The sequence below is a fragment of the Pedobacter sp. BS3 genome, from assembly GCF_008274585.1.
Classification (GTDB): domain Bacteria; phylum Bacteroidota; class Bacteroidia; order Sphingobacteriales; family Sphingobacteriaceae; genus Hufsiella_A.
Window position 1 is genome coordinate 508,708 of the sequence record NZ_VTRT01000001.1, and the last position, 18,887, is coordinate 527,594.

Below are 18,887 nucleotides of genomic sequence, written 5' to 3' on the forward strand. Positions count from 1 at the left end.
TCCCTGTTTACCTGACTTTAACGGCACAATATATTATTACATGAATATCCAGATTGACGACAAAGAGTTTGAACTGATGCTGGAATACGACCAGATCCTTAAGCGGATCCGCCTGATCGGCATACAGCTTAATGTAGATTACGAGGGTCGCGTTCCGGTTTTTCTGGGTGTGCTGAACGGCGGCTTTATGTTCATGGCCGATTTGCTGAAAGAAATTGAGCTGGCATCGGAAGTGACTTTCGTCAGGATATCATCATACGAAGGTGCCAGCAGCACCGGTAACATCAACCAACTGCTGGGTTTGCAAATGAGCCTGAAAGATCGCGATGTTATCATTGTAGAAGATATTGTGGAGACAGGCGCATCATTGCATTACCTGCTAAACCTGATCAAAGCCCAGGAGCCTGCATCGGTAAAAGTTTGCAGCCTGTTGTTCAAACCTCAAACGTTGAAATATAAGTTTGATGAGCTGGAATATATCGGGTTTGAAATACTTAACCAATTTGTAGTGGGATATGGACTTGATTATAACGGATTAGGCCGCAATCTCCGGGATATTTACCGGGTAGTAGTAAAAGAAAAATAACTATCCGGGATAAAAAGCGTAATTTTGCCGTCCTTGATCCGATTAAAGTTATTATGACCATTCATAAAGAAGGATATACCTCGCTGGCACTGTGTGTACTGATCATATTTATACTCAATGCTGCCGCACATTACTACTGGCCGGACCATGCGGTTTTGCGCTGGATCTTATACATCATTTCTGCCGCTTTTTTCCTGATCATCCTTCAGTTCTTCAGAAGTCCTGCACGCATTACAGCTATTAACGAGCAGCATGTTATCTGCCCAGCCGATGGTAAGGTGGTTGTTATTGAGGAAACCGAAGAGCAGGAATATTTTAAAGATAAGCGCATCCAGATCTCCGTATTTATGTCGCCAATTAATGTGCACGTAAATCGTAATCCGGTAACAGGTGTTGTTAAGTTTTTCAAATATCATCCCGGCAAATACCTGGTAGCATGGCATCCAAAATCATCAACCGAGAATGAGCGTACTACCGCTGTTGTAGAAACGGCATCGGGTGTACCCGTTTTATTCAGGCAAATAGCGGGAGCATTGGCCCGGCGCATTGTTTGGTACATCAAAGAAGGCGATCATGTTAAACAGGGCGAACAGTTCGGGTTTATTAAATTTGGTTCGAGAGTGGATATTTTTTTACCTTTAGGAACGCAGATCAACGTTAAAATAGGTGATGTTGTGAAAGGCGGAATTACCGTTCTGGCAGATTTAAAATCTTAAAAACTATAAATTAAACTCATTATGAAAAAGTTATTTTTTGTTATGGCGCTGGCTGCATCGGTAAGCCTGGCTACAGCACAAACCAAACCCGCAACTGAGGGCGCTAAAAAAGAATGCTGTAAAAAGGGCGCCAAGTGCTGCAAATCTGAAGCTAAATGCTGCAAAGGAGAAAAACCGGCAGCAGATAAAGCTACAAAGTAAAAAATATTAAAGCATAAAAAAAGCGGACTGAGTTTTTCAGTCCGCTTTTTTTATGCTTTAAGAATGTTTTCAAATTTCGTTGGTTCGGGAGATGTGAACCTGAACAACATCTTAATATCTTTCAAAAAAAATGGAAAATATCTTTCATTTTTTTTGAAAGATATTTTCCATTTTTAATGGAAAATGCTATATTTACAATAGTTAAGATCAATCAATATGCTGTTAGAAAGCCAGTTGTCAGAAGTTTTAGATTCGCAAAACCAATCGTTTTTAAACAAAAAAACGGGTCTGATTAGGGAGAAATTAAGCGATCTAACCCCGGTTGACAATTTTGTGCTTATAATAACAGGAGTAAGAAGATGCGGAAAAAGCACACTCTTATATCAATTAATGCAAAAGAACTATCACGATGTTTTATTTCTAAGCTTTGAGGATATACGGCTTGCCGGATTTGAAACGGATGACTTTATTCGCCTGTTATCAGAAATAAAGAAAAGAGAAAAAAGAACCTTATTTTTTGACGAGATACAAATACTAACCCATTGGGAGCTATTTGTGCGGCAATTGCTCGATGAGGAATATAAAATAGTGATAACAGGCTCAAATGCTACACTATTAAGCAGGGAACTGGGTTCAAAACTTACGGGAAGACATTTATCAACAGAGCTGTTCCCTTTTTCGTACCATGAATTTTTGGATTTTAAAAACCTGCCAGACAATAGTGCCTCATTAACTGAATACATGCAAAAGGGCGGCTTTCCGGAATATTTGAAAAGCGACGAGGACGGTATGCTCAACCAACTGCTTGATGATATATTAAACAGGGATATAGCTATAAGATATGGGGTAAGAGATGTTACTATGCTTAAAAAATTAGCCGTATATCTCATCTCCAACATTGGTAAACCTGTTTCTGGTAACAAGCTTAAGGATATGTTCGGTATTAGATCGACCACTACCATACTAGAATTTTTCAGCTATTTGGAAAACAGCTACGTGATACAGTTCTTATCCAAATTTAGCTATGCTATAAAAAACCAGATACGCAATCCCAAAAAGATTTATGCTATTGATCTGGGGCTTTTTTCGCAAACTTCCATAGTGTTTAGTGATGAAAAAGGCAGAAGACTGGAAAACCTGGTTTACCTGCATTTACGTAAAACAGAGAAAGAAGTATATTACTTTCAGGAAAAAAAAGAATGTGATTTTGTAGTGGTAAGAAAAGGAAAAGCAGCCCAACTATTGCAGGTATGCTATGAGCTTACTACTGAAAACTTAGAAAGAGAAACCAGCGGCCTGTTAGCCGCTATGGATTTTTTTAATATGGACGAGGGAAAAATCATCACTTTTAACCAAACCGAGACCTTTAATAAAAACGGCAAGGTCATATCGGTTATACCGGCCTGGCAGTTTGTCGGGTAATCTAAATAAGAAGAACTGCCTAATATAGGCATTCGATCCCCCGCTGGTCGACGGAGCTATGAATATCCACTAATACCTCTATACTGTTACCGCAATGCTATGCTGCCTTTGCCCATAGTATAGCCATCAGCATACATTAAAACGGTGTAGGTGCCTTTTTGAAAAGCATTAGGATTAGTCCAGTCAATATTATACACATTACCCTCGTTGGTAAACTCAATCGCCGTTTTATAGGTATATTGTAGATCTTCGCCATCTACATTAAACATTCCGCTGTTTGACGGAATGATCAGGTTACCGCTTGGGTCTACAATACGGATAAAAATATCGTGCATACCTTTATCAGCTATCGGGTTGTCGGCAATATTAAAGGTAATACGCAGCTTTTTAGCGGTGCTTGCACGGGTAACATCCGTTTCCTTACCGCTGCTTTTCACTTTGAGCGGGGTAATAGAAATTGTGCCGATTTTTAATGCCGCTGCAGCCTTTACTTTAGAGTTAAGCGATTCGTTTTGCTTGGTAAGCTCTGTAGCACGATCTGTAACGCTGTCAACTTTGGTTTGTAAATGATCGCGTTCATTGCGTAACGAAGCGTTCTGGCGTTGCAGTTCCTCAATATCAGCCGTGTATTTGGTTACAAAATAGCGCAATTGCTTTACATCTTCCTGCGCCCTGGCCAATTGCCCTTGTGTAAGCTGATTCTTTTTAAGGGCTTCTCTTAACTGGGCTATTTTCTCGCGGGCTTCTTCCTGCTGCTTTTTCATGTCTTCAGAAAGCTGCACATTAGTGGTGTTGGCTTTATCCAGCTCGGCCTCAATTTTGTCAATCTCGGTCTCCATTTTGGATTTCTCGTCGCTCAGCGTTACAATACGGTCGTTCGCTTTTTTATCTTTAAAGAACAGGTACCCGTTGGTAACTAAAAGAGCCAGGATAACAATGATCAGAAAGTATATCTTATTAGAATCTTTTTTAGGTGTGTTTTCCGAATTGTTAGTTTCCATGTCAGTTTAGTTTGTTTAGTATTATGTTGATTTAGATTTTGGCGTTAATTACTGTACGGGTGCAACCATACCGGTTTGAGCGTTTTATTTAAGGCGCAAATGTATAAATTTTGTTTACCCATTAGCTTAATAACTTTACCGATTGAAATTTATTATCAGCCGGCAAATATATAATATTGCCCAAAACATCGACCATAACAAGTATAAACCGGTTTTGTTCAAAATAGTTTGAATTTATTTACGTTTCTTTATTAAAGACAATTTAAGGCCGTATTCATACCGGCGATTACTATCTTTGACATTTTTCTTTACAAAGGGAACATTTTCATGAGATTACTTTTTCTGTTAACAGGATTACTTACATGCTTTTCAAATCATATATTATCGCAACCCCAACCATCAGAGCCTCCCAAACATGAATTCAGGGGAGTTTGGATAGCTACCGTGGCCAATATTGACTGGCCTTCAAAACCCGGCCTTACTACAGAAGCTCAAAAAGAAGAGTTGATACGCATACTGGATACGCACCAGCGTACCGGTATTAATGCGATCATGTTCCAGGTACGGCCTGCGGCCGATGCTTTTTACAGCAAAAGCGAAGAACCCTGGAGCCGCTACCTCTCCGGAAAGCAGGGCGGCGCTCCTGATCCTTTCTATGATCCGCTTGAATTTGCCCTAACCGAAGCCCACAAACGTGGCATGGAGCTGCATGCCTGGTTCAATCCGTACCGTGCCACCATGGATATGAACCCGCAAAATACCCGCGAAGATCACATCACTAAAACCCACCCCGGCTGGTTTTTCAGCTATGGCGGCAAAAAGCTGTTCAATCCCGGTATTCCCGAAGTACGAAGCTACATTGTGCGCATCATTATGAATGTAGTGCGCAATTACGATATAGACGGCGTGCATTTTGACGATTACTTCTATCCATATCCCGAAAGCAGGCAGCTTTTACCCGATACCGATACTTACCGCTTATACGGGGCTGATTTTGACGACATCGACGACTGGCGCCGGCATAACGTAGATACGCTCATTCACCAGCTTTCGGACAGTATACATGCCGCGAAACATTACCTTAAATTTGGTATAAGCCCTTTCGGGATTTGGCGTAACAGCAAACGCGACCCCGAAGGTTCTGAAACCAATGGCCTGGAAGCCTACAGCGCCTTATATGCCGATGCCCGTAAATGGATCAAAGAAGGCTGGATAGATTACATCAACCCGCAGATCTATTTTCCATTTGGCTACGCTGCTGCACCTTATGAAAAGCTGGTGGACTGGTGGAGCAATAACACCTATAACAAGCACCTGTACATTGGCCAGGGCGTGTACCGGGTAACCGAAAACCGCGAAGGCTGGCGTGATAAGAGCCAGATACCGCGACAAATCCGTTACCTGCGAAATAATCCCCGGGTACAGGGCAGCGTATTTTTCAGCTCGAAATCGTTAACCAGTAACCTGGCCGGTATCCGCGATTCGCTGCAATATGACCTGTACCGCTATAAAGCATTGCAACCTCCTATGCTTTGGTTAGACAATACGCCGCCCCTGGAACCGATGGAGCTTACGGCAAAAACCATAGCCAATAATAAGGTTTTGCTGAACTGGAAAACACCTTTGCGTTCCCGCGATGGCGAAACAGCCTACGGTTATGTGATTTACCGTTTTAATGAGGGCGAAGAAGTAAACATCGAAAATTCGCGAAACATTCTAACCATATCGTTCGACGGCAAACAAACATCGTATACCGATGATGGCGTACGTAAAAATGTGCGTTATACTTACGCCGTTACTGCATTAGACCGTCTTAAAAACGAAAGCGGCCCGTCAAATCTGGTTGTGGTTAAAATAAATTGAAAATTAAAAAAGCCTGTAATAATACACAAGGGTGCCTTGATAAAAACTTAACAAAGTCTGAATAACTTCAAGTATTTTTGAGATACATTACCCACGATGATTGCTAAAGAAACCGTTGACAAGATATTAGAAGCTGCCCGTATTGACGAGGTTGTCGGCGATTTTGTGCACCTTAAAAAGCGGGGCACCAGCCTGATCGGCAATTGCCCGTTTCACAACGAGAAAACGCCCTCATTCCACGTATCGGTAAATAAGGGCATTTATAAATGCTTTGGCTGTGGTGCCGGGGGCGATTCCGTGCGCTTTGTAATGGAGCACGAAAAGTACACGTATCCCGAAGCGCTTAAATACCTGGCCAACAAGTATCATATTGAAATTGAGGAAGTTCAGCAAACGCCGGAGCAGCTACAAGCTGATACCCGGCGTGAAAGCCTGTTTGTTATCTCCGCCTGGGCCGGCAATTTTTTCCAGCAAACCCTGTGGGAAACCGGGGAAGGTAAAAGCATCGGCCTGAGCTATTTCAGGGAACGCGGCTTTCGCGATGATGTGGTAAAAAAATTCCAGTTGGGCTATTCGCCGGATGAGTGGGACGCCATGACTCAAAAAGCCTTAGCCGAAGGTTTTAATGCAGATTACCTGCAGGAAACCGGGCTTACCCTGAAAAATGATAAAGGCCGGCTATACGACCGCTTTCGCGGGAGGGTAATGTTCCCCATCCATAACCTTACCGGAAGGCTCATCGGTTTCGGCGGCCGTACCCTAAAAACCGACAAAAATGTCCCGAAATATGTTAACTCGCCCGAGAGCGACATCTATCATAAATCGAACGTTTTATACGGCATGTTCCAGGCCAAAAAAGCTGTCCGCGATGCCGATAACTGCTACCTGGTAGAAGGTTATGCCGACGTGCTGTCTGTACACCAAGCCGGGGTTGAGAACGTGGTAGCTTCATCCGGAACATCGCTTACCACCGAACAAATCCGGCTGATAAGCCGCTTTACCAAAAACGTAACCATTTTATACGATGGCGATGCCGCCGGTATCAAAGCCTCGTTACGCGGGCTGGATATGATACTGGAAGAAGGGTTGAACGTCAAGGTGGTCAACTTCCCGGATGGGCACGACCCCGACTCGTACGTACAGCAATTGGGCAGTGCGGCATTTAAAACCTACATCGAGAATAATCAGAAAGATTTTATTCTTTATAAAACCACCATCCTGTTAAAGGATGCCGGTAACGACCCTATAAAAAAGGCCGAAATTATCCGCGATGTGGTGGAAAGCATCGCTAAAATACCCGATAGCATCAAGGCTTCGGTATTTCTCCGCGAATGCAGCAGCCTGATGCAGATTGATGAGCGGGTGCTGATTTCGGAGCTGAACAAAATGCGCATCAGCAAACAGCGCAAAGAAAACCAGCAACAAACACCGCAGCCGCTGCCTGAACCTGATGTAAACGCACCAATACCTGAACCGGAACAACTGGCTGATACCGACGAATATCAGGAGCGTGAAATTATACGCCTGCTGTTAAACTACGGGCATTTGCTGGTACATTGGGATGAGATTACGGATACTTACATAGCACCATACATCATATCAAACCTTACGGATGTAACCTTTGCCGATCCGGTTTGTAAAAAAATTATAGACCGTTATAACGCTTCGTTCGAAAAAGGCGAGCTGCCTACCGAACAGGATTTTATCCAGGATACTGATCCGGAGATTTCCGGATTGGCCGTTTCGATGCTTACTTCGCCTTATTCGCTAAGTCCTAACTGGTATGAAAAACGAAAGATTTACGTAAAGGAAGAATCAGAAAATATGCGTGCTACGGTATTGGGCGGTATTTTTCACCTTAAAAAACGTAAGGTAGAGCGTATTTTAAAAGATCTACGTAAAGAGTTGCAACACGAGGCGGACGCGGATAACCAGGCCATACTGATGCAGCGCTACATGCGTATTAAAGAAGTAGAACGGGGCATATCCTCATTTCTCGGTTCGGTTATTGTGAAATAAATTTGGCAAAGCACCTCATCACCGGCAAACAAGGCGAGCTGTTGGCAAAACAGTTCATGGAAGCGCAAGGTTACGAAATTTTAGAGGAAAACTGGGTCACCGGCAAAGCCGAAGTAGACCTTATCGCCTTTAAGGATAATAAAATTGTATTTGTTGAAGTTAAAACCCGTAGTCAAACCAACTTTGGCGAGCCCGAAGATTTTGTACACCCGGCAAAACAACGTTTATTGCAATTTGCTGCCGAAGAATATATACATTTGATGGATTTTAACAACGAAATCCGCTTTGACATCATCGCGATTGTATTTAAAGAGAATATTCCCGTTATTAAACATATTGAAGATGCATTTTGGCCCGATATCTAAATCCGCAGTCCGTTTTTTAATCAGTGGCGTAGTACTATGCCTGTTATTTATAAGCGCCTGTAAGCAGAACCGGTCGGCTGTGTCTGTAGTGTTTATCTCGCCCGAAGCCGGCGCCAGCGTTAAGGCCGGCGACAACGTAACAGCAGATCTACAGTTTACGCCCGAGCAGGAAGTAGATTCTATCGTGTATTACATCGATTCTGCCGTGGTTGCCCATCGCACCGATACCGCCAGCCTGACACTTAGCACCAAAGGTATCGCACTGGGCAATCACCTGATATCTGCTAAAATTTATAAAAAAGATAAGGTTGAAGAAGCTGCTACCAACATCGTGGTAGTATCGTCAAAAACGCCGGAGCAATATACTTACCAGGTTGTTAACACCTTTCCGCACGATACCAGCAGCTATACACAGGGACTGGAATACCACGACGGTATTTTTTACGAAAGCGCCGGCGGTGTGCCCGATGACGGTATCGGGATCTCAAGTCTTCGTAAAGTACAACCCGAAACCGGTAAGGTGCTGAAGAAAATTGATATGCCCGAAACTATTTTTGCCGAAGGTATTACCGTGGTAGGCAACCGCATTGTACAGCTTACCTGGCAAAATGGATATGGGATCTTCTACAATAAAAACACCTTAGAAAAACTAAGCGAATTTCCGTACCAATCCAGTCGCGAAGGCTGGGGACTGTGTTTCGACGGCAAACAGATCTATAAATCTGACGGCAGTAACCGCATTTATATCCTGGATAAGGACTCCTGTAAAGAAATTGGGAATATCGAGGTATTTGACAACAAGGGCGAGGTAACCCAGCTCAATGAACTGGAATATATTGACGGGAAGATCTACGCCAACGTGTACCAAACTGATAAAATTGTCATTATTAACCCGCAAACCGGCGAGGTGGAAGCCGAAATTAACCTTACGGGATTACTGCCCGCGGCCGATCACTTTCCCAATACCGATGTGCTGAACGGCATTGCCTGGGATGCCGCTAAACAACGCCTGTTTGTTACCGGCAAGAAATGGAGTAAACTGTTTGAGATCAAGCTGGTAAAGAAGTAAAATAGCTTTAACGGGATAAGTAGAGATCGTCCGCGTTTGCAACGCGGATGTACGAGTATCGCGATTGTATCGCAGGCTAATACTTAACTCTATTTTGACAGGACGAAACCCTGGCTTCGTTCTTATTCTTTTAAGCCACCGGCTGTGACTAACTGGAATGTCCCTAAGCCTTTCCACAAATTATTTCTTAAAAATATTCCGGAACGTATAGGACTATCGCAAGCCTTTGTTGTCTTTCAGAAAAGTTTAGAAAACAATAAGGGTGATACGTTCTCTTTTCAGAAAGAAAAATAAGGTCGATACCGGGAAAAAGTACGGGTGGTTCGGTCATTACCCTTCCTGGGAACAGGCGTACAGGGAAACTTCCGGCTATGACGCAGCTATCATCCTTGAAAAAACCCGCTACGCATTATTACAGGTCAAGTCCGGGAATGCGGTATATGAACGGGATTCTGTTCTTTTTGATAAGAAACAGTATCCTTTTCCGCTTATTACATTCCTGCTTCACAGCGCCCTGAAGGAGAACAGACCACTGCATATACTGGATTTCGGCGGCTCATTGGGCAGCACCTACTACCAGGTAAAGGAATTTTTAGGGCCTAACGTTTGTGCAAGCTGGAACGTAGTAGAGCAGGCCCATTACGTAACCTGCGGAAAAGAATATTTTCAAGACGCAGTGCTGCGTTTTTTTTCATCAGTTGAGGAATGTTTGTCGGAAATTGAAATTGATTTTGTCCTCCTTTCAAGTTCAGTTCAATACCTGAAAGATCCGCATGAATTTTTACAGAAGCTTGTATCATTTGGGTTTAAGTACCTTCTTTTTGACCGCACCGCATTTGTTAATGAACCTGCCGACAGGCTCACCATTCAGCATATACCTCCCGAAATTTATGAGGCCAGTTACCCTTCCTGGTTTTTTAATGAAAAACGGTTTCTGAGCCACTTTCATCGAAAATACGTGATTGGCGGCGAGTTTTCCTCCTATGTGCCGGGCGAATCGGTCATGCGTATAGATGGTCGTTCTGTAGGTTACAGTAAGGGCTTTTATCTGATCAATAAACACTATGCTTAACTTTTGTACACTTTTCGATTCCAATTACCTCTCAAGAGGTCTGACAATGTACAGGTCGTTGGAGAAATACTGTCATGATTACCATCTCTATATTTTTGCCTTCGACAGCAAATGCTATGATATATTATCCAATCTCAATCTTGCTAAAGCGACCGTAATATCCCTGGCCGAATTTGAAGATCAGGAACTGCTCGAAGTAAAGAAAAAACGGACGTCACAGGAGTATTGCTGGACATGTACACCATCTACCATACTTTACTGCATAAATAAATTCTCGTTAGATCACTGTACCTATATCGATGCAGATCTGTTGTTTTTCAGTGATCCTAAGGTTTTGGTTGATGAAATGGGGCCGAAGTCTGTGATGATATCCGAGCATCGATATACCCCTGAATACGACCAGACTAAAAAGTGTGGCAAGTATTGTGTGCAGTTCATGACCTTTAAAAATAACCCGGAGGGGATGCATGTTTTAAACTGGTGGAAAAATGCCTGCATGGAATGGTGTCATGCCCGATTTGAAGATAACAAGTTTGGCGACCAGAAATACCTGGACAACTGGATGGAAATATTTGATTGCGTGCATGAGCTTAAACATCTTGGCGGCGGGGTAGCTCCGTGGAATGTTCAGCAATATCATTTTGAGAAAAAGAACGGGCGAATGGTCGGCAAAGAATTATCAACCAATAAAGAATTCGACCTGGTATTTTACCATTTCCAGGATTTTAGACGGAGCATTAATAATATTTACCAGATAGCCAGCTGGTATCATTTCAGCAAGGATATTATCCGCTCAATCTATGAGCCATATATCAGGACGCTTTCAGCTACAGAGCGGGAAATTATCAAGGTTTCGGGCTGGAAGCCTGTAAAAGTTGAGACAGAAATAAGCTGGCTATGGAAGTCTGTCAGGAAGACCTTCCTGGTCTTTTTCAAAGGACATTATAAAAATCACTATCACCTTAGTTATTTCTACAGAGTATGGCTAAACTGATTAACCTGAAAACCTTCACTGATAAGCGGGGGAATTTAACAGTCATTGAAAAGATTATCCCTTTTGATGTGAAACGGATTTTTTACATCTACGGAGTGGATGATTCGATACGCGGAGGCCACAGGCATCACAAAACGGTACAGGCTGCCATTTGCATCCAGGGTCAGTGTGTGATCGGCAATAACGATGGTACGCATAAAGAAGAATTTATCCTTGATTCGCCGGAGAAGTGCCTGCTCATTGAGCCTGCCGACTGGCATCTGATGCACAGCTTCAGTGAAAACGCAATTTTAATGGTGCTGGCGTCGGAATTTTTCGATCCGGAAGATTACATTTATGACCCCTATCCCGATAGAATACGAGAATTTGCATTTGCTTAATGCTCCTTTTTTCGATGAGTATAAGCAATGCTTTGCAAAATCGCTCGACACCGGGTGGTTCATACTCGGCAACCAGGTAAAATCATTTGAGGAAGAATTTGCCGCGTACTGCGGGATAAATCATTGTGCCGGGGTGGCATCAGGCCTGGATGCCTTAATACTTGCATTGAAGGTTTTCAACTTTCCCACTGGAAGCGAAGTTATTGTACCTTCGAATACATACATCGCCTCTATATTGGCTATCTATCATAGCGGATTAGTTCCTGTGCTGGCAGAACCTGATATCCACACTTACAATATCGATCCGGCAAAAATTGAGGAATGTATTACTCTCAAAACAAAAGCCATCCTGGTGGTACACCTGTATGGCAAAGCCTGCAATATGGAGGCAATACTAACAATTGCCGACAGGTATGACCTAAAGGTTGTTGAAGATTGCGCTCAATCGCATGGGGCTATGTTTAAGGGAAAGAAAACAGGAACATTTGGCGACTTTGGGGCTTTCAGCTTTTACCCGACAAAGAATCTCGGGGCGTTAGGTGACGGGGGCGCTCTTACCGGCAATAATTCTTCGCTGATGGCAATGGTTCGGGCGCTTCGCAATTACGGTTCAACGGAAAAATATATCAATGAATATATCGGCATCAATTCAAGATTAGATGAAATTCAGGCAGGTTTTCTTTCCATAAAGCTCAAAAAGCTTGACCTCATAAACCATCATAAAAGGAAGCTGGCAGCGCTTTACCAGGAGCACCTGAAAGATGATTACATCAAACCGGTTGTGCACTCCGATTATTTCGATGTTTACCATATTTACGCTATCAGGCATCCCCGCAGGCAGGAAATAAGGGAATATCTTTCAAAGAACGGCGTTATAACCGAAATTCATTATCCTGTGCCGCCTCATCACCAGAAGGCCCTGAAAGATCATCTGAAGGGGCATTTCCCGATATCGGAGGAAATACACCGCACTACTCTGAGCCTTCCTGTTTCATTTTGCCATACGGAAAGCCAGATTGAGCGGGTTATAGAACTATTAAATGCGTTTTAACCAAATAAGAGTAGCTTTGTATATAGGACTTTATTCGCTTTTGTTGTCATATTATTAAATTAAAATATGATATAAAGCAGATAAACATTCATTTCGCAGAAAAAGTAAAGAAATTGAAGAACGCAAGAGGCTTATATCTGGTTATTTTGTTGGTTGCCATAATAATGACGTCTTGTTTAAAGGAAGAATTATCTACCCGCGATGCCAGGTTAAAAGCGCCAGTGAGGTCATATTCCGTTACGGCAAGGATAGATAATAAGGAAGCTAATAATGATTCGGAGGCAAAGGGTATGCTAAAGGGCGCCTATGATGAAAGTACAATGGTTTTTACTTACACCCTGAGTTTCGAGGGAGTAACCCCCCGGGCTATTTTGTTTAAACGAGGGGCAAGAGGATCGGCCGGAACCTTACTCTGGAAAGTTCCGGAAAACGATGGAGGAAAATACAAATCGCCGGTAAAAGGGAGCACGGTTCTATCGGCTTTGCAGGAAAGAGACTTGTTAAAAGGAGCCTGGTTTATTACCATCGACTCTGAATCACGATCACCCGAAATCAGGGGTATCATTACCCTCAAGCAAAAATAAAAAAGGTTGTTTTATCTTATCAGAGCATGACTGACAAACATAATCAACCTGAAAAAGACAGGGATATTATAGAAGCTATCAGGCTGAGAGATAGAAAGGTATTTGAAACGCTTTATAAAACATATTATACAGGACTTTATACGTTATCATACCGTTACGTGGGACAGCATGAAATAGCTGAAGAAATGGTAAATGATGTGTTCATTTCCATCTGGCACAAGGCTGATCACATACAGATCGAATCATCCATGAAAAATTATCTCATACGTTCTGTCATCAATACCTCCTTAAATTACATAAAGAAGGAAAAGGGCAGTACTAAAAAGCAAGAGAAGTACGGTCTGGATAATTCTGAAACAGAAGAGTTAACAGACAGCAGATATGAAGAACAGGAGAACCTGCTGTTACGGTTAGAGAAAGCCCTGGAGCTTTTACCGCCACAATGCAAAAAAGTAATGATGATGAGCCGCTTTGAAAAAATGAAACAGCAGGAGATAGCCGACAGCCTAAACATTTCAATCAAAACAGTAAAAAATCATTTAACGTATGGATTTGCCAGACTTCGCCAGGTTTTGGCTGTTGGAACGGCGCTTTTAATAATCATAATTTCAGCAGCAATAGCTGTTTTAAAATAGGAAATAATGGGAGAGTTAAATCATAATGAGGAAGAGCTTATAACCCGCATCATTGATGACCTGGAAGGCAACCTCAGTCCTGATGAGAAGCTGGAGTTAAAACATTGGCGTGACGCCAGTCCCCGGAATGAAGAAACCTGGCAGGAATATGATCGCATCTATAAGGAGATGGATATACTGGCAATACGTCAAAAGGCAAATGCTGACACGGCATGGGCCTCTTTTGAAAAAAGGCTGCTGCTGGTGCATGAGAGCAAAGTGACAAAGCTGGCCGGTACGACAAAATGGTGGGTCGGTATTGCTGCATCATTACTCTTAGTTTTGGGATATTATTTTTATAATCAAGGCAACGGCAATATCACCATTTCAACAGCAAGTAATGAGCATAAGGAAATAGTATTACCGGATGGCTCTGTGGCGGCGCTTAACCAGAATACATCTATACAATATAACGGTACCAGCTATAAAAGAGCAAGAGATTTGAACCTTATGTATGGTGAAGCATTTTTTAATGTGAGGCATGATCCGGATCGGCCTTTTACCATTAATCTGGGGAAAGTAACGGCAATAGATCTGGGAACCAGTTTTAACGTGAGCCGTAACAGTAACGACGTAAACCTGATTGTGCAAACCGGAAAAGTGGCGTTAAAACACGCTTTAGATAAGCGCCAGCTTATACTGGAACCGGGAATGCAGGGTACTTTTATAGCGGCTGAAAACAAGCTCTCTGATACTCCCAACGTAAATATTAACTATAAATCGTGGCTGGATAAGAAGCTGGTATTTGTCAATTCGCCATTACCTTACGTTGTAAAGCAGCTCGAAAATACCTATCATGCAAAACTCACGCTGAAAGGCGATGCCTTAAAGAACAGAAGGCTCACGGCACATTTACATTATCAAACCATCGACAGCGCCCTGGTTATTGTCTCGGCATCTTTAGGCTGCAATTTTAAAAAAGTTAGCGGGCGTTATATACTAATGGAATAAATGAGGGAACAAATGCGCCCGGAGGTATTGCGTTATTGAATAATAAACAATAATATCGCTTTTTGATAAACGCTCCGGCAGCATTGAAAGGCATGTTCAGGATACTCTTACTGTTTTCTTTCCTGTTAATTATCCAGCAGTTCCGTCCCGTACATGCCCAGGAACCTCCTGTCCTGTCGCAGCCCCTTACTATTCGCTTTCAGAACGATTCTTTAAGCAGGGTCATGCTCAGGTTACAGTCAAGGACTAAAGTCCCTTTTGCTTTTGATCCCGCTATCTTTATGGGATTGAAGCCTGTTAACCAGGTCTTCGTGGCCGTTCCCCTGGAAGACATCCTGAAAAATGTACTTTTTGGCACCGGTCTGGGTTATGAGATTTATGGTAACCAGGTTGTCATCAAGAAAAAGATCAACGCCGTTACCATTGATGGGCATTTAAGAGATAAAAGCTCGGGCGAAGAGCTGATAGGAGCAAATATTTTTGTCCCGCAGCTCAACACCGGGGTGATAACCAACCAATATGGATTTTACTCACTTACATTACCCGAAGGCGATTATGTGATTCATATTTCGCACATTGGATACCAGACAGAAACCAGAACGGTTCACCTGGATAAAGCACAGACGCTTGAGATCGGGTTAACGCAAAAAACCAATGACCTGAAAGAGATTGCCATTGATACAAAATCCCTCCTGCATCCGTTGGGGCCGAATTATGAAACCAATCTTCTGCCCGATAATATTAAAGAGCTGCCCTACTATGCAGGCGAGGAAGATGTGATCAAAGCGTTGCAGATGCAGCACGGTATTAAGGCTATGACCGAGGGAAGCTCAGGCTTATTTATCCGCGGAGGCAACATGGATCAGAACCTGATCATGCTGGACGAAGCAATGATCTATAACCCTTCTCATTTATTCGGGCTGGTATCTATATTTAACCCTGATGCGATGAAGAACGTGCAGGTTTACCGCGACTATATGCCCGCGGCTTTTGGCGGACGGCTGTCGTCTGTAATAGATAACCGGATGGCCGAAGGAAATAATAAGGAATTTCATGTAAAGGGAGGGGTGAGCCTCCTATCCGCCCGCCTTGCAGTAGAAGGGCCAACTGTAAAAGAAAAGGGTTCATTTTTGGTTAGCTTCCGCAGAAGCCTGCTCGACCTGTTTGATTACAGGTTCCGGCTTGCCAATCATCAGTCTACTTACTACGATTTTAACTTTAAGACCAATTACCAGGTAAATAATCGTAATCGCATACTGTATTCCTTCTATTTTGGCGATGATTATTTAAATTCCAAAAATTCGTACTCCAATAAATGGGGAAATTTGGCCTCTACCCTACGCTGGAACCATATTTTCAGCTCACGCCTTTTTTTGAATGTTTCTGCCATTTATAGTAATTACATTAATTTACTGGATGTAAATGCCGATACGCTTTCAGAAAAATATCAGTGGAAAACTGGAGTTAAAGACATCGGGCTGAAAGGCGATTTCTCCTATTATCAAAGTAGGTTCAACAACATCAAATTTGGCCTCGCCGGAACCTGGCACCGTTTTATTCCCGGCGAAGCAACCAATGCCTTTCCCGGCGAATTTAATATTTCAAGAGACCAATCATTTGACTATGCGGCTTATATCAGCCAGCAATTAACCATAAGAAATGTGCTGGAACTGAATTATGGGATAAGGGCAACACTTTTCAGGACAACAGAAGACCTGGATGATGTTTTTGACGGACAGGGTAATAAACTAAATGCCAAGGATATCAGTCAGTATGTCGGGTTAGAGCCCCGCATAAACGTTGCCTGGCTATTTCCACAGGGACGGGCACATCTTACCTATAATCACAACAGGCAATTTATACAGCTGATACAGAGTACGGAACTTGCTTTTTCATCGCTCGAAACCTGGCTGCCTTCATCCTCGTTATTAAAGCCTCAGCGGTCAGATCACTGGTCTGCCGGCTTTGAATACCGGCCGGCAGAAGGGTATAGCGGTTCTGTAGATTTCTATTACAAAAGAATGTACAACCAGCAGGAACTGGGTGAGCACGTACAGATTATTCAGAATCCTTCGGTAAGGCAGGCTTTGCTGAAAGGCGTGTCCGACGCTTATGGCATGGAGTTTAATTTTAAAAAGAATCTTGGACGCTTTACAGGCGATCTTTCCTATGTTTATTCAAGGGCGTTCCGTAAGATAATGCAAATTAACGAGGGAAAGCGTTTTGCAGCTAATTTCGATATTCCACATGAGGTAAAGCTCCAGGTAGAATATAAAGCTACCGATAGGATTGCGCTCGGCTCTTTTTACACCTATGCTACCGGAAGACCCTTAACGCTGCCTGTAGGATATTATTGGCACGATAATGTGCAGGTTCCCATTTTCGAAGGAAGAAATACATCGCGATATCCTGATTTTTACAGGCTTGATCTGTCGGCACGATATTTTACCGGTTCTCCTGACAAATCGAAAAAAACATTCAGCAGCGTTGTTTCGGTTGGCGTATATAATGTGTTCAATCGTAAAAACCCGCTGTTTTATCGTCTCCGGCAGATGAACAGCACAGCAGATATCCCGCAGATAGAATATGCTTCGGGTATTTTACCCTGGATCTCCTATAACTTCAGAATATGATGAACACTACCAGGAACATTGTGCTGCTGTTAGTATCCATGCTATTGGTAAATTGCGGGAAAGATAATCCTGAGCTTCCTTTTATGAAGTCCGAAACTATTTATGACCTGGCCGTAGAGGGAGGGATTAATACGTACCAACGGACACAATATATCCGGCTGACTAAACCGGCGCTTCACCCTGATTCTTTACCAAAACCAGTGAGCAATGCTGATGTAAAGGTAAATGACGGGAAGAATAATATCGCTTTTCACGAAACTGCAACTCGGGGAGTGTATTCAGCAGTAGTTAATAATAATACCAATTATAATAAGGTATATACCTTAACAATACGTTACAACAACCGGGAATACCTGGCAACCGATACTCTACGCCAGGTGATCAATATCAATGACGACTATCTTCCCCTGTCGGCTATTAAAATGGCTTCAGGTAATGTGTCGGGGATCATTCCGAAACACACTTTCGGATACCTGTATTCATCAAAATGGCTTATAGCCTACAGGGGCATTCCTGCCTGGAATCCTGCAAAGTTTGACGAGGCGAACTACTACTCATATACGCATTCTTTGGGATCGCCAAACTCTCTTTACCCGCTTACCAACCAAAGCAGGAAGTTTGAATTGAAAGCCGACGAATTTATCACGATTTATAAATTCTCCATGACGGAGCGTTATGCCCGTTATTTGTATGCCCTTTTCCAGGAAACAGAATGGAAAGGTATTTTTTCGGGCGTACCGGCCAAGATCAATGGAAATATTTCTGGCAATGCACAGGGATATTTTTATGTTACCGATGTTGATGTGAGAAGATACAGGACAAGCGAACTGATACGATAATAAAGTATCTGATCCTTTAATGAGATCGTCAGCGTTTGTAATGCGGATGTACGAGTATTGCGATTGTATCGCAGGCCAATATCATACTTGCTTAAGTTTAAGTATCGATAACTGTGCGACTTGGCTGATTAACCAGATTATAAATCCCGTCGAGCTAAAGATTATGGACTGTTGGATTTATGATTCGGTTGATAAGCGCCGGCGGTAATAGCTGTATGAGCCTGCCCAGAGTAAAAATGGAAGAAGCATGAACGCAATTTGCGGCATCCATCCATCGGTGGCTATTTGTGAATAAGTTGCTCCTACTAAATCGAAGAAAAATCCGGCGCACGCCCATTCCTTTACACGTGGATAACCCGGTAATTACACCTAAAAACTTTAAGAATTCCAATAAATATGGTGAAATCGCCCGATTGAGCGAAGCTCCGGCTTCGTTCTGTAACTTTAAAGCCTGTAGCTTTATCAGG

General features: G+C 42.8%; 18 protein-coding genes. 17 read left to right on the forward strand and 1 reads right to left on the reverse strand.

What is annotated here, in order from left to right:
• Positions 1–40: 40 nt before the first annotated feature.
• The 4 genes from hpt (at position 41) to FW774_RS02225 (ending at position 2,925) form a co-directional block, all read left to right on the forward strand.
• Positions 41–586, forward strand: a complete 546-nt coding sequence (gene hpt / locus FW774_RS02210; protein WP_149346520.1) for a hypoxanthine phosphoribosyltransferase — start codon at positions 41–43, stop codon at positions 584–586.
• Positions 587–639: 53 nt separating this feature from the next.
• Positions 640–1,302: a phosphatidylserine decarboxylase family protein gene (locus tag FW774_RS02215; protein ID WP_149346521.1), complete on the forward strand. Its 663-nt coding sequence runs from the start codon at positions 640–642 to the stop codon at positions 1,300–1,302.
• A gap of 21 nt (positions 1,303–1,323) precedes the next feature.
• Positions 1,324–1,503 carry a hypothetical protein gene (locus FW774_RS02220; RefSeq protein WP_149346522.1) on the forward strand — a complete coding sequence of 60 codons (180 nt, stop codon included), beginning with the start codon at positions 1,324–1,326 and terminating at the stop codon, positions 1,501–1,503.
• Positions 1,504–1,719: 216 nt separating this feature from the next.
• On the forward strand, positions 1,720–2,925 hold the full coding sequence (locus FW774_RS02225; RefSeq protein ID WP_149346523.1) for an ATP-binding protein: 1,206 nt from the start codon (positions 1,720–1,722) through the stop codon (positions 2,923–2,925).
• A gap of 86 nt (positions 2,926–3,011) precedes the next feature.
• On the opposite strand, the gene FW774_RS02230 is transcribed toward FW774_RS02225, so the two are convergent.
• On the reverse strand, positions 3,012–3,926 hold the full coding sequence (locus FW774_RS02230) for a hypothetical protein (protein WP_149346524.1): 915 nt from the start codon (positions 3,924–3,926) through the stop codon (positions 3,012–3,014).
• 327 nt (positions 3,927–4,253) lie between these two features.
• Between FW774_RS02230 and FW774_RS02235 the strand changes: the two genes are divergently transcribed.
• From FW774_RS02235 to FW774_RS02295, 13 genes are all read left to right on the forward strand, one after another.
• On the forward strand, positions 4,254–5,789 hold the full coding sequence (locus FW774_RS02235; RefSeq protein ID WP_149346525.1) for a glycoside hydrolase family 10 protein: 1,536 nt from the start codon (positions 4,254–4,256) through the stop codon (positions 5,787–5,789).
• A gap of 96 nt (positions 5,790–5,885) precedes the next feature.
• The gene (gene dnaG / locus FW774_RS02240) at positions 5,886–7,808 is read left to right on the forward strand and encodes a DNA primase (RefSeq protein WP_149346526.1); all 1,923 of its coding nucleotides are present in this window, start codon (positions 5,886–5,888) and stop codon (positions 7,806–7,808) included.
• A gap of 2 nt (positions 7,809–7,810) precedes the next feature.
• Positions 7,811–8,173 carry a YraN family protein gene (locus tag FW774_RS02245; protein WP_149346527.1) on the forward strand — a complete coding sequence of 121 codons (363 nt, stop codon included), beginning with the start codon at positions 7,811–7,813 and terminating at the stop codon, positions 8,171–8,173.
• Positions 8,151–9,242, forward strand: a complete 1,092-nt coding sequence (locus tag FW774_RS02250) for a glutaminyl-peptide cyclotransferase (RefSeq protein WP_149346528.1) — start codon at positions 8,151–8,153, stop codon at positions 9,240–9,242. The genes FW774_RS02245 and FW774_RS02250 overlap by 23 nt, the downstream gene beginning before the upstream one ends.
• A 262-nt stretch (positions 9,243–9,504) precedes the next feature.
• Positions 9,505–10,314, forward strand: coding sequence for a methyltransferase, TIGR04325 family (locus FW774_RS02255; RefSeq protein WP_242457675.1), 810 nt, complete (start codon positions 9,505–9,507; stop codon positions 10,312–10,314).
• On the forward strand, positions 10,307–11,308 hold the full coding sequence (locus tag FW774_RS02260; RefSeq protein WP_149346530.1) for a glycosyl transferase: 1,002 nt from the start codon (positions 10,307–10,309) through the stop codon (positions 11,306–11,308). Before FW774_RS02255 ends, FW774_RS02260 begins: the two co-directional genes overlap by 8 nt.
• On the forward strand, positions 11,296–11,688 hold the full coding sequence (locus tag FW774_RS02265) for a sugar 3,4-ketoisomerase (RefSeq protein ID WP_149346531.1): 393 nt from the start codon (positions 11,296–11,298) through the stop codon (positions 11,686–11,688). The genes FW774_RS02260 and FW774_RS02265 overlap by 13 nt, the downstream gene beginning before the upstream one ends.
• Complete coding sequence (locus FW774_RS02270) at positions 11,645–12,739, forward strand: DegT/DnrJ/EryC1/StrS family aminotransferase (RefSeq protein WP_149346532.1); 1,095 nt, start codon at positions 11,645–11,647, stop codon at positions 12,737–12,739. The genes FW774_RS02265 and FW774_RS02270 overlap by 44 nt, the downstream gene beginning before the upstream one ends.
• A gap of 164 nt (positions 12,740–12,903) precedes the next feature.
• Entirely contained in the window at positions 12,904–13,323 is a 420-nt protein-coding gene (locus tag FW774_RS02275) for a CHRD domain-containing protein (protein ID WP_149346533.1), read from the forward strand.
• Between the two features lie 26 nt (positions 13,324–13,349).
• Positions 13,350–13,958: an RNA polymerase sigma factor gene (locus FW774_RS02280; RefSeq protein ID WP_149346534.1), complete on the forward strand. Its 609-nt coding sequence runs from the start codon at positions 13,350–13,352 to the stop codon at positions 13,956–13,958.
• A 6-nt stretch (positions 13,959–13,964) separates the two neighbouring features.
• Positions 13,965–14,948: a FecR family protein gene (locus tag FW774_RS02285; RefSeq protein ID WP_149346535.1), complete on the forward strand. Its 984-nt coding sequence runs from the start codon at positions 13,965–13,967 to the stop codon at positions 14,946–14,948.
• Positions 14,949–15,010: 62 nt separating this feature from the next.
• Positions 15,011–17,581 carry a TonB-dependent receptor gene (locus tag FW774_RS02290; protein ID WP_242457676.1) on the forward strand — a complete coding sequence of 857 codons (2,571 nt, stop codon included), beginning with the start codon at positions 15,011–15,013 and terminating at the stop codon, positions 17,579–17,581.
• A complete protein-coding gene (locus tag FW774_RS02295; protein ID WP_242457677.1) occupies positions 17,578–18,420 on the forward strand; it encodes a DUF4249 domain-containing protein in 843 nt (280 codons plus the stop codon). The genes FW774_RS02290 and FW774_RS02295 overlap by 4 nt, the downstream gene beginning before the upstream one ends.
• Positions 18,421–18,887 lie beyond the last annotated feature (467 nt).